Source organism: Paenibacillus sp. sgz302114 (genome assembly GCF_056120345.1).
This window is the reverse complement of record NZ_JBVYOI010000005.1, coordinates 248,807-261,226: the sequence shown is the minus strand read 5'-3', so window position 1 is coordinate 261,226 and position 12,420 is coordinate 248,807. Positions and strand designations below refer to the sequence as shown.

8 protein-coding genes are annotated in these 12,420 nt (G+C 53.6%); 4 read left to right on the top strand and 4 right to left on the bottom strand.

What is annotated here, in order from left to right; all coding sequences use genetic code 11:
* Positions 1-49: 49 nt before the first annotated feature.
* Both AC0LWF_RS15590 and AC0LWF_RS15585 read left to right on the top strand, forming a co-directional pair.
* On the top strand, positions 50-1,861 hold the full coding sequence (locus tag AC0LWF_RS15590; RefSeq protein WP_474652451.1) for a sensor histidine kinase: 1,812 nt from the start codon (positions 50-52) through the stop codon (positions 1,859-1,861).
* Entirely contained in the window at positions 1,842-3,569 is a 1,728-nt protein-coding gene (locus tag AC0LWF_RS15585; RefSeq protein WP_474652450.1) for a response regulator, read from the top strand. The genes AC0LWF_RS15590 and AC0LWF_RS15585 overlap by 20 nt, the downstream gene beginning before the upstream one ends.
* Positions 3,570-3,847: 278 nt before the next feature.
* Here the strand turns inward: AC0LWF_RS15585 and AC0LWF_RS15580 are convergent, their stop codons facing one another.
* From AC0LWF_RS15580 to AC0LWF_RS15565, 4 genes are all read right to left on the bottom strand, one after another.
* Entirely contained in the window at positions 3,848-4,588 is a 741-nt protein-coding gene (locus AC0LWF_RS15580) for a Bax inhibitor-1/YccA family protein (protein WP_474652449.1), read from the bottom strand.
* Positions 4,589-4,820: 232 nt separating this feature from the next.
* Complete coding sequence (locus AC0LWF_RS15575) at positions 4,821-5,681, bottom strand: NAD-dependent epimerase/dehydratase family protein (RefSeq protein ID WP_474652448.1); 861 nt, start codon at positions 5,679-5,681, stop codon at positions 4,821-4,823.
* A 3-nt stretch (positions 5,682-5,684) separates the two neighbouring features.
* The gene (locus AC0LWF_RS15570; protein WP_474652447.1) at positions 5,685-6,908 is read right to left on the bottom strand and encodes an enolase C-terminal domain-like protein; all 1,224 of its coding nucleotides are present in this window, start codon (positions 6,906-6,908) and stop codon (positions 5,685-5,687) included.
* 452 nt (positions 6,909-7,360) lie between these two features.
* The gene (locus AC0LWF_RS15565) at positions 7,361-8,242 is read right to left on the bottom strand and encodes a GyrI-like domain-containing protein (protein ID WP_474652446.1); all 882 of its coding nucleotides are present in this window, start codon (positions 8,240-8,242) and stop codon (positions 7,361-7,363) included.
* A gap of 153 nt (positions 8,243-8,395) precedes the next feature.
* Here AC0LWF_RS15565 and AC0LWF_RS15560 point away from each other — a divergent pair, with 153 nt between their 5' ends.
* Positions 8,396-10,963: a sigma-70 family RNA polymerase sigma factor gene (locus AC0LWF_RS15560; RefSeq protein WP_474652445.1), complete on the top strand. Its 2,568-nt coding sequence runs from the start codon at positions 8,396-8,398 to the stop codon at positions 10,961-10,963.
* Between the two features lie 107 nt (positions 10,964-11,070).
* Positions 11,071-12,144 carry a M42 family metallopeptidase gene (locus AC0LWF_RS15555; protein WP_474652444.1) on the top strand — a complete coding sequence of 358 codons (1,074 nt, stop codon included), beginning with the start codon at positions 11,071-11,073 and terminating at the stop codon, positions 12,142-12,144.
* The last annotated feature ends 276 nt before the right edge of the window (positions 12,145-12,420 follow it).

Here is a 12,420-nt window from a genome sequence, read left to right as displayed (position 1 = left end):
ATACTTTCCGCAAAGGAAAGCGGTTACAGATGTTAGGGGGTTCCTTACCATGCAGTTCCGCAATAAAATGATTCTCTCCTTCTTCATCGTCATCAGCCTAACTGCCATCATCATGGGCTACTCCTATTACCGCATCATGAGCCGCGAGCTAGAAGCCTCTACCCTGCAAGGCCTTGAGAAGATGACCGAGCAAACGGTCGACACGCTGAATCTCCATTTCAAGACGATCTCGAATACGGGCTACAGCTATTTCAGCGATACATCGCTGCAGAAATTCCTCGACGGTCCCCCGAACTTCGACAATGAACAATATTACCGCAATAAGCTAGCTTCCCAGAAGGTACAAAATCCGCTCATCTCCTTCATTTCGATTACCCGTTTGGACGGGACGCAATTATCCAGCTACTACTATTACAACCCGAGTGTCAAACAACTGCTGGATCAGGAACAGGCGAAGCTAAATCAAAAGGCGCTCCAAATGGATGGCTTCCCGTTCTGGTCCGTCTCTTATACGACCATCAGCACAACCGTGACTCCGGTCCAATCCGTCAGCTATATTCAACTGCTCAAACGCATTATGATGAATGAGCAGCGTCCGATCGGTTATATCAAGATTGATATGGACCCCGGCGTGCTTGACAACATATTACTCGGCCTGCAAAACGACAACGGCAGCAAGTATTACATTGCAGACCGCGCCGGACGCATCATCTATACGCAAAATAAAGCGGATATTGGCAAGACCCTTGCAAGAAGTCCGCTCTTCGCTGCCTATAAGCAGGCGCAGAAGTCGAATGATTACGTTAATTTTCGATTTGTGAATGAGAGTAAAACGTTCATTGGCTATTATGAAAGACTGAATGCCGGCGACTGGATCATCATCGGCAGTGTTCCTCTGGGGCAAGTGCTGCAGAAGGTGGATACCTTTCGCAACACGCTCATCATCGTCGCCATGATCAGCTCCCTCTCTGCGATGCTGCTCGCTTCGCTCATTGCCGCAGGCGTAACCCGTCCGCTGAAAGAGCTCAATAAGAAGATGAAACAGGTGGAAATGGGCGACTTCGGAGCTACGATCGAAGTGAGGGGCAACGACGAGCTGTCTACCATCCAGCATAGCTTTAATAAGATGACCTCCGAGATTAGTACGCTCATCTCCAAAGTTTATGAGACGGAGCTGCTCAAGAAGGAGGCCGAGATTAAGGCGCTGCAAACGCAGATTAACCCGCATTTTCTCTACAATACGTTAAGCACCATCGACAGCATCTCCTCCATTGATGGGGACGAGCGAGTCTCCTATATTTGTATTGCGCTCGGGAGCATGCTCCGCTATAACCTGAACGGCGGCAGTCTGGCAACGGTGCAGGAGGAAGTTACGCATCTGGACCAGTATCTGTCCATCTATCGGATCCGTTTCGCTAAGCAGTTCGCTTATGAGATTGATGTGGAGCCCGGCATTGAAGATTTGATTTTGCCCAAGTTTCTTATTCAGCCTCTAGTCGAGAATGCGATTATTCATGGCCTGGAGCAGAAGGTCGGCTTCAAGTCGGTGCATGTCACGATCGGCAGTTTCGATGAAGCTCGGCTGAAAATTATCGTGGAGGATAACGGGGTTGGCATGGACCCCGCCATGATCGAGCTCTTCCACCGCAAGCTGAGCAATACGAGCGATATCGTGTCCAGACAGTCCTCCTCCCGCACCATGATCGGACTTGCGAATGTATTTAGGCGCATACAAATGTACTACGACAGCGACCCGCGGGTTGAAATTGACAGTCAGCCTGGCGTCGGCACACGGATTTATTTTGTGCTGCCGAAGCAGACTGCGGGAGGAGATGAAGCGGATGAAAGTACTCATCGTTGAAGACGAGCCGCTGCTGCGGGAAGGTCTGATTCGCAAGATTGATTGGCAGACACTCGGCCTTGAGCTTGCCGGAGAGGCTGGCGACGGGTTCGAAGCGATGTTCCAGCTGGTAAACTGCCAGCCGGATATCGTCCTTACCGATGTCAGAATGCCCGGTCTGGACGGACTGCAGTTCATCAACCAGGCGCGGGTCAACTTCCCGAACGTGAAGTTTGTCATCATCAGCGGCTTCAATGAGTTCGAATATGTGCGCGAGGCGCTGCTCTATAATGTGAAGGATTATCTGCTCAAGCCAATCGACAAACAGAAGCTGCATGTATTGCTGGCGGGACTCGTCGAGGAACTGCGTGCGGAGCGGCGGCAGGAGGCTGATCGCTCCAAGCTTAATGAGCTGAATGAGATGATTCGCCAGAGCAATTTGCAGCCGCTCGATTTCCAGCTGACGCATCTGATCTCGGAGCAGGATGCCCGCTGGGACGGGCTGCCGATTGGATTGGTGCGAAGCCACTCGTTCACAGGCGCATCGGTACGAATCGTGTACCGTAACGAGACCTCGCGTTTTGGTGAAAATGATGAACCGCTTGCCCGCTTCGCTGTGCAGAATAGCATTGAGAATGCGCTCGCTGTGCTGCCGATTGAAGTCATCGCGTTCAAGCATGCCTATCACTCGGAAGAGATTGTCGTCTTCCTCGGCTCTCAGGCGGACGCGCTCGACCTTGGACGCATTGGGGAGACGCTCACGCAGACGGTCAGCTGGATTCGCCAGCATCTCGGCCTCATCGTCTCCATCGGCGTCGGCGGCGTGAAGGAGGAGCTGACTCAGCTGCGGCTATCCTGCATGGAAGCAAGGAAGGCGCTGCAGAACCGGCTGCTGTTCGGCAATGGCAATGTTTATGTGGATTCGGGTGGTGGAGCGGTTGGCGGGAATGGCGGGAGTGGAATGGCTGGAACGAAAGGCGCGGCTGGTGCGAATGGCGGGAGTGGCGCTTCCGGAGGGAATAAAGCGAATAATGCGAGCGGCGCTTCCGCAGTTGCCGGGGCTTCCGGGGCAGCCACGGCGGGATATCCGCAGCTGTTGAACCAGGCAGAGCGCGGGTTGACCGCCATGCTGGAGGAGGGGCAGCACCGCGAGTTTCTGGACTATGCGGCGCAGCTGTTCCACTCCCTCGCGGAGTCGCCGGACGCGCGGTATGAACAGGTAGAATACCTGTACACCGAGATCATTCACATGCTCCGCAAGCATGCCGCCAAGACGGCAATCGACCTGCCGAACTGGAGTCTCGGCACGCCGATTGCGAGTCTCGAGAGCCTGACGGACTGGCGCGATATTATTGCGATTATCGAACAGCAGCTGGAGCGGCTGAGCAGCATGCTCGACCGCGGCGTCGAGCGCTCCTGCGACGAGATTATAGAGCATGTGCAGCACTATGTGCAGCAGCATTATGAGGAAGACTTATCGTTGCAATGGGTGAGCGACAACTACTATATTCACCCGAATTATTTCTCGAAGCGCTTCAAGAGCGTCGTCGGCATCAGCTTCAACGACTATGTCACGCGAGCGCGAATCGAACGGTCGAAGGAGCTGCTCCGCACAACGACGCTGAAGATCGCGCGCATCTCGCAGTTGGTCGGCTACGAGGACCAGAACTATTTCTGCAACGTGTTCAAGAAGGTGACGGGCGTTAGTCCGTCGGCTTATCGGGTATAAAAAAGGCCTCGTACCTTCCGCGTTGGAAGGTACGAGGCTTTTTGAAGTGTCGAGAAAATACACACTACTCTGCAATCAAAAATAAGTGCAGATATCCACTTATTTGAGATGGTTTCGAGGCAATGCTCATTCATAAGTGCGAAAATCCACTTATTAGAGGTAGGATGGGAGACTTAGCGATCTGGAGCAAGAAATAAGCGGATAATTGCACTTATTTTCGCCGAAAACGCTGTTGAGCCCTAAATAAGTGGATATTTGCATTTAATCACCACATCCCGCTAGTCGCGGCTGCGCAGCTTCGCCAGCAAACGAAGAATCTCAATGTACAGCCATACTAGCGTTACCATGAGGCCGAACGCGCCGTACCATTCCATGTACTTCGGCGCGCCTTGGTCTGCTCCTTGCTCGATGAAATCGAAATCCAGCACGAGGTTCAGTGCTGCGATAACGACAATGACAAGCGAGATGCCGATGCCAAGCGGCGTGCTGTCATGCAAGTAAGGCACCGAGACGCCGAACATGCCGAGAACCATGCTCAGGAGGTAGACGAGCGCGATGCCGCCGGTTGCTGCGAAGACGCCGAGCTTGAAGTTCTCCGTCGCTCGAATCAGCCGCGTCTTGTATGCAACTAGTAGCGCGAAGAACACGCACATCGTTATGAGCGCGGCTTGCAGCGTAATGCCGTGGTACTTGTTCTCGTAGCCCGCTGACAATGCGCCGAGGAAGCAGCCTTCGAGTGCCGCATAGATCGGTACGAGGAACGGAGCAGTCGTTGGCTTGAAGCTAATGACTAGCGCGAGGATAAACCCTCCGATCGCACCTGCCACAACGAACGGCAGCACATTCCTGCCATCGAAGTACATCGACCAAGTAGCAAATGCGCCGCCAAGTAGAATCGCCAGCGTGATGAACGCTTTGTTGACCGTCCCGTTAATAGTCATCCGGTTCGTGCTGGAGTAATTACCTGTTTTCTCAAAAGTTTTGTCATTCAACGTTGGATTCCCGCTGCGACCTATCACGATTCCATCACCTCTTCGAAAGTTGTAAGCTTGTCACCATTATAGCATTGTCTTCTCTATTTCATGCCACTTCAGCTCTAACAATATTGGCGGGAGATAAAATGGCTCTGCCCAGGAGTAGCTCCCATCAATGGCTAATTCCCTATATGAGGTCATCCAAGTTTGCTATAAAGCAATAAAAGCCCCGCTTGCTCCATCCGGAGCAAGCGAGACTCACACTCACAATCGCAAACTACGATTCCACATCCGCCCACGAACGCACCGGGCTCCAGTTCAGCAAACGCCCGGCTAGCGCGTTGCTCACAATGGCTTCGCGCCCCTCGAAGCGCTTCCGACGGTCGCGCACCTCGGGGTAATACTCCGCGAGCAGCCGCTCCGTCTCCCAATCGCTAAGCGTATCGCTGCTCGTAATGCCGAGCGATACATAGCCTAGACCTTCGGCAGTGAGCGCCGCGATCGTTGCGGAGACGGCATCATCCACGTGGATGTAGCTCCACAGTATATTTTTGAAGCGAGAAGGGTCGGAAAAGCTTTGCCGATGCCACTTCAGCTCCTCCTCCGTTGTGATCATCGAATAGCGCATCGCCACAACCTGCATCCCGTCCCGGCGATAGAACATCTCCGCCGTCTGCTCGTTAACGATCTTCGAGAGCCCATAGCATTCCTGCGGCAGCTGCGGATGCGCTTCATCGACTGGCAAATAGTGCGGGTCGAATGAAGTCGGCGCCCAGCAGAAGCCGTATGACGATTCGCTCGAGCCTAATACCGCCTTCTTGATGCCGAGAATCGATGCCGCCTCGAGCACATTGTATGTAGACATCACATTGTTCGCAAAAATATGCTCATACGTATAGCCCGTTGGCGACGGAATCGCCGCTAAGTGGACGATTGCATCCGCACCATGAATGCCGCTAATCACTTGTCCAAGATCAGATAAATTCACCGTTACCTGCTTGCAGCGCAGCTTGTCGCTGCGGCGGGTATCCAGCGCAACGACCTCATAGCCCTGCCGCTGCAGCTCCTCTACGACGCGAACGCCAAGCTTGCCGCTCGCTCCCGTTACTGCGATGGTCTTAATAGCAATCGCCTCCATTCCTTATGGACGAACAAGCGTCCCATCCGCTTTACGATCTGTCGGGTACGGGAAGTGGTACGCCCTGCGATTCCACTTCTCGTCGACCAGCAGCGCCGCCTTCTCCTCGTCGATATCAACGCCAAGCCCCGGCTTCTCCGCTGAATACAGATAGCCGCCCTTGCGCACGACATGCCCTGGGAACGCCTCGCATTCCGCATCTTTGAAATGATTAATCTCTTGAATGCCAAAATTCCAGACCGCTCGGTCTAGATGAACAGCCGCCGCTTGGTTCACCGGATCGTTCTCGCCGCCCTCCTGCCATGCTGTGCGGACGCCGAAGTTCTCGCCGAGCGCCGCGATTTTGCGGCAAGCGCTGATGCCGCCCGCTTTGGAGACGCGCACGCGGATGAAATCTATGAGCCGCTCGACGATGAGATCCGTCCACTCGTGCGGATTGGCGAACAGCTCGCCGACCGCTTGCGGCGTGGTCGACTGCTGGCGCAGATGGCGATACCAGCCGATCTGCTCCGGCGGCAGCACATCCTCAAGGAAGAACAGGCTGTATGGCTCCAGCCGTTTAGCCAGTTGCACTGCGCCAATTGGCGTCAAATGCTCATGCACGTCATGCGTGAATTGCATATCGTTTCCGAACTTCACGCGCAGCTTCTCGAACATGTCCGGAATGGCGTTCAAGTAGGTCGTTTCATTAAATGTCGCGCCAGTAGACCAGTGTGGATCCGGCAAGTTCGCCTCGCTGTCCTTCAGGAAGCCTCCGCCTCCGTAAGAACCGAGCTGACAGCGAATGACAGTATAGCCTTCCTCTTTATATCGGTGCACCGCTTCCTCCAGCTCCGACTGATCTCGACCGTCCGCATGACCATAGCACGGCACTGCCGCTCTGCATGCGCCGCCAAGCAGTTGATATACGGGCAGGTTCGCTTCTTTGCCCTTAATATCCCACAGCGCCATATCAATGCCGCCGATTGCGGTCTGAGTAATGGAGCCATGGCGCCAATAACCGCTCTGATGCAGCGTCTGCCAAATATCCTCGATCCGGCTCGGGTCTCTACCGATCAAGAGCGGAGCAAAGAGCTGCTCTACCACCTGAACGACCGCCTCGGGATTGAAAATATCGGTCGCCGAGCCGATTCCATAGAGACCATCCTGGTCCGTCGTCACCTTCACGATCGTCCAGCTGCCGTCATGCCTTGTGCGAATACATTTCACGCCTGTAATTTTGGCCACGTTCGCTACCTCCGAATCTTATTAGGAAAGATTGTAAGTGCATCTCGCTGCAAAAGGGGTCTGATCCATTCGATGTCGTCGTGCCGCTGCCAGCTGTATAAAACCGCTTACATTTTAGAAGAGAAGCCAATGATGTCAAGGAAAGTACCTTCCCCTATTGTAATCAATTCCAAAACTTGTATAAAGGGGTTAATCCGCATTTTGATCACAATTTCCCTAGCATCATCCAGCAATAGAAAAGAAGCCTCCCGATCTTGAAGATTGGAAGGCTTCTTCTGTATTTGGCGTTACCTATCCTCCAAAAGCGCTCTTACAATCGGAACATTCTTCGCCCTTATCTCTTCTAGCAATTGCCGTACATCGGTGTAACAGAATGCATCGAAGTACAGCCCGCCTTGAACGGATGAGAGAGGCCGTACATCCCCGGATTGACGGCTTGGTGAAGAACAAACTTAGTCATAGTCATGCGTCTCGTCGGGTCCAGTCGCATAAGGGATGTAAGCATCAATGCGATCTTCGAGCATCATCTCCAAATGATATGCCCCAGCCGCCCCCGGCTCTGTCTTCAGGAAGCCGAATTGCTGACCCAGCCACCGATAAATATCGGAATATTGACTGCGAAAATTGTCCTGATCACGCTTGAACGTGAATACCGCGTAATTTTGCTCCGGGATAACAAGCTCATCTAGTCCGTCCGGAACAGCAGCATCTATCGACAGCTCGCTGCATACCCATAGACGGTTCTGCTTGACGCTGGCATACCGCTCGAGAATCGGATTCACGATCAGCAATCGCTCCCCTAGCTTTGATCGCTCGGCCGCTGCGGCAATAGCCGCTTGCGGATGATCCACATCAACGGTCACAGGGATACCGACGCAGCGCTTGGACGGCATTTTCTCGAACCGATATGACCACAATTTCGGAAAATCCGGCCGGTTCACGTTGTCCGTCTCGTTCAAGCCAAACAATCCGCTCCACACCCCGAAGGAATTGCCATCCGGGTCCCGCAGCGTATACCAATGGGTATCCGCCACACCAATTTCAAGGGGATCAACGTCAGCACCCTCCCGCTGCAAGTGGTCATGCAAGGCAGCCGCGTCTCTCACATGGAAGTTGTTCTGTCCCTGCCCGATCTTCGACGCATCCTGGTTGATCCAGCAAATTCGCCCTGGCGACATCTCGAGCGTCGCGAAATGAGGGTTATAGGCCAGCACTCTAAAATGCAGACAACGGCAGTACCATTCCAGTGCATCCTGCAGATTCGTTACATAAATAGTCGGGATTACAGAAGCTACAACCGGCATATGCGCTGCGTTCAATGGCTTCGTGATCATCGTGACAACCTCCTCTTTTTTATCCCACACTTTTATAGATGCCACATGACTCTATGAACCTGACCTACTAGAAAAAATTTTACAGGAAAATAAATCCTTTTGGCGAAAGTCATTTTAAAGACCACCGACCATACGTAACAGGAGACTCTACACATGGATGTTCAAAACATAGACGGCGCCTCGGATGAAATGCTCATTGAGCGTGCTCGGCTCGGCAGTACCGACGCCTATCAGGAATTGCTGGCAAGGCATCGCGGACGGGCGTTCCAGTGGGCCAAACAAATGACGCCGGATACTCATCTGGCCGAGGATATTGTGCAGGAAGCGCTTATTCGGGCATTTTTGAAGCTGGGCACCGTGACGGATTTGTCTAAATTCCTTCCTTGGCTTCGAACGATCGTCCGCAACCAGGCTTTGATGAAGTTGCGCCGCGGAGGACCGCATGCCCGGGAGAGCACGTTTACATCGCTGCTTGCCCCGACAACGCTCGTATCCAATGACCAACCGCAAGACTGGGGCGATCTGGATACCGCGCTTCATCACTATGCGAAACGCAAAACCGCAAGCGGTACGAGTTCCACCTCTACTTCTATTGCAGACTCTCCGCTCGCCGAGTGGCTGCCGGAAGTGATCCGCGCTTTGGGACCGAGAGAACGGGACGTATTCGTCAAGCATTTCTATGAACAGCTGTCCCCGCAGGAAATCGCGGAAAGCCTCGATACGAACGTCAACACGATACATAAGACGCTTTCCCGCATCCGGCGCAAAGCAGAGGATAGCCGAATTGAACTCGATATTCGAACACAAATCCGTGTCCATACGAGTGCAAGGGGAGGCAGCCGGACGGTTGTATTAAACAAGCCAACCATCCAAGACGAGCCGCTCTCTCATCAAGGCGTCGCTTTTGCGAATGCCTTTTATCACCTGCTCCGGGCAGTTGGTTCCAAGGTGTCGATGGCGGAGGTAATGGGTTATTCCGGTTATGCTTTCAACCTTAACGTGCTAAGGCATACGATTGGCGCGGAAAGTCCGATGCTGTGGGATTGGGACACGTTTATCTCTAATGCGCTGCTTAATCTCGGCTATCATTCGAACTATGTAGATTATCAGCATTTCAAGAACGCAGCCTCAAGCGCTCACAAAACACGAAATTTCCTCTATACGCTAGACATGATTCGTGATTCCATCGACCGAGGATATCCAGCGCTGCTATCGAGCGCAATGTCCTATGATTTGGCGATTGTCTACGGCTACGACGATGAGAATCAAGTACTGCTCGCAGCGGATCCGCAGAGAAGCGGCCAGGTTCCTTATCGAACGCTGTATCACGGGAATCCGAAATTCGATCATGCGATTTCACGCGAGCTGTATGCTTATGTGCTTGATGGCGAGCTCGGCGGTGAATACCAGCGGCCCGAGCATAAGCTGATTCGCTTGCTTGAACGGGTCATTCGCCATGCAGACGGAGGCGATCATACGTTCATGCCTTGCCTGAACGGTCTGGCTGCCTATGACGAATGGATTGCCGCGTTCGAGAACAGCACGATAGATCCTCTGGGGAACGCCTCCAATATTGCGTTATATGTATGGACTCGCAAGCATGCTGCGACGTTCTGGGCAGAGCGGCGAGCGGATCCGATATGGTCGGAAAATCATGGCGAGATTACAAGCTTGCTTCGTCAAGCCGAACTCGCATATGATGCGGTTCAGCAATCATTCGCAGCTCTCGCACAATTATTCCCGTTCCCTCATGGCGGATTTCCCCGCCAGCCGGAGCTTCGCAAGCAAGCCTTACAGCTGCTTCGTGAGGCTAAGGGTAAGGAAACAGAAGCGATCGGCATCCTCCGCGAGCTGCTGTCCGAGCTTCTGATCATTAGACTAAGCTCAAGCTTATGCGCCGATCTGCCGCCCGTGCATCATATCCCGCTTAGCCCTTTCTATTCGTTCGGCGGAAACCGTCCCAAGCCCGCTCTACCCAAGCAAGCGGATGGCAGGTTTGAAGGCGTCGTGTACATGTGCGGTAATTTGAAAGCAAGCATGCGGTTCTATGGAGCGCTGCTCGGAGTCGAAGTGAAGCCGGATCAGCTTAACAATCCAATAGGCCTGCTCCCCCTCGGGGCAGATACATGGCTCGTCTTGATGGACAAGCGGCTCGATCTTAACCATGCCGATTGGAAGCCCGCTTACTATGTGCGCGTGCCCGATATGGATGAAACCTATGAACGGGCGCTCCGGCAAAAATGGACCATCATCAATTTTCTCGATAAAGGCGGTCCCTTCACCGATATTTTTATTGCAGCAGATGCGGAGGGCCATCAGATAATGATGGGCAGCCACTCGCTCGCGGAATCTTTCCCCGCTGCAAGGCGGACTTGCGACAACCATGCTCTGCGTGCTGGTGTTGCCAAAGCCCCCTTCGTACTTGCGGTGAAAAGCGTAGCGGCGTCGGCCAGCGCTTACAGCGAGCTTATCGGTGAGGAGATTGTGATGCGCAGCATTCGATTCATAGACAAGCTAAGCTCCCCGGATGCAGCAGCGCGATTGCAGCTGGAAGCTAAGGATGCTTCCTCGTTCTATGCATGGCAGCGCGATTCAGGCATTAACGTCTCGCGTACAATCGGAGAGGCAGATGATGGCCTGCGTAAATGGGTACTTGCCGACCCGGATGGACATGAAATTGTCATTCAGTTGATGAGTCCCGCAGCTGCTGCTCTGGCCTGAATGGCTTCTAAATCGATCAGTTCCTTTGCCTAAAGTTTACCCGTGCTGCCAAAAGGTTTAAAATGATAGTGGTCCATAGATTAAACGAATAGCGAGGTACTGTACCCATGAATCAAGATACGATGGAACTAATGAGGACACTCACCGATTTTCAAGCGGCATCCGGATTCGAGCGAGAGCTTAGAGGCTTTGTACGCGGAGAAATTGAGAAATATACGAGCGAGATTGTAACCGACAGACTTGGCAGTATTTTTGGCGTGATGCGGGGCGATGAGAGCGGTCCGGTCATTATGGCGGCAGGCCATCTGGACGAAGTTGGCTTCATGATTACGGGCATTACCGAGAACGGCATGCTCCGCTTCCAGACGCTTGGCGGCTGGTTTAGCCAAGTGCTGCCGGCGCAGCGCATCCAAGTGATGACCGATAACGGCCCAATAGTAGGCATTATTGGCACGACGCCGGTCCATCTGCTCGACGAATCGGCGCGCGGCAAGCCGCTTGATGTGAAAGGCATGTACATCGACATCGGCGCAGACAGCCGCTCGCATGCCGAAGAGGTTGGCGTGCGCATCGGCCAGCAAGCTGTGCCATATTGCCCGTTCACCCCGCTGGCGAACCCGAAGAAGATTATGGCAAAAGCATGGGATAACCGCTACGGCGTCGGCCTTGCCATCGAGCTGCTGAAGGAGCTGAAGGGCAAGCAGCTGCCGAACGTGCTCTACTCCGGCGCGACGGTACAGGAAGAGCTCGGCCTTCGCGGCGCGAAGACAGCATCCTCGCTCATTAAGCCGGACCTGTTCTTCGCGATGGATGCGAGCGCGGCGAATGATATGAACGGCGACAAGTCGCAGTTCGGCCAGCTGGGCAAAGGCACGCTGCTGCGCATTTACGATCCAACCATGCTGACGCACCGCGGCATGGTCGAGTATGTGCTTGATATGGCAAACACGCACAAGATTCCATATCAATATTTCGTCTCGCAAGGCGGTACGGACGCCGGCGCGGTCCATACGCAAGGCATCGGCATCCCGTCGACCGTCATTGGCGTATGTGCGAGATACATTCACACGTCCGCATCCGTTCTCCACACGGACGACTACGACGCAGCGAAGGAGCTGCTCGTGAAGCTGGTTGAGAACTGTGACCGGTCGACTTACGAAACGATTGTTGACCGTGCTTAGAAAAAGGAGTCGCCACTAGCAACAAGTGGCGGCTTTTTTTGTGATATGAGCGGCTTCTAACGGACCCAGGATGCTTTATTAAGGGGAAATCACGAGTTTCACCCTTGTTTTTGACGCAATAGCACCGCTGAGTTCCGTTAGAATTTATTAGCGTGCGTTTTGGGCCTAATAGCGCTTCTGAGTTCCGTTAGCGAAGTTACTGTGCTGCAGCCCGGGGGAGTTGCTACGGCGGGGGAACGGCTACGGCGGTGAACGGCACGGTGGAGTGATCGCCTG

Excerpts from the sequence above, each read along its gene's own strand:
- AC0LWF_RS15590 (WP_474652451.1), top strand. The coding sequence starts at position 50 with ATGCAGTTCCGCAATAAAATGATTCTCTCCTTCTTCATCGTCATCAGC.
- AC0LWF_RS15585 (WP_474652450.1), top strand. The coding sequence starts at position 1,842 with ATGAAAGTACTCATCGTTGAAGACGAGCCGCTGCTGCGGGAAGGTCTG.
- AC0LWF_RS15575 (WP_474652448.1), bottom strand. The coding sequence starts at position 5,681 with ATGGAGGCGATTGCTATTAAGACCATCGCAGTAACGGGAGCGAGCGGC.
- AC0LWF_RS15565 (WP_474652446.1), bottom strand. The coding sequence starts at position 8,242 with ATGATCACGAAGCCATTGAACGCAGCGCATATGCCGGTTGTAGCTTCT.
- AC0LWF_RS15560 (WP_474652445.1), top strand. The coding sequence starts at position 8,396 with ATGGATGTTCAAAACATAGACGGCGCCTCGGATGAAATGCTCATTGAG.
- AC0LWF_RS15555 (WP_474652444.1), top strand. The coding sequence starts at position 11,071 with ATGAATCAAGATACGATGGAACTAATGAGGACACTCACCGATTTTCAA.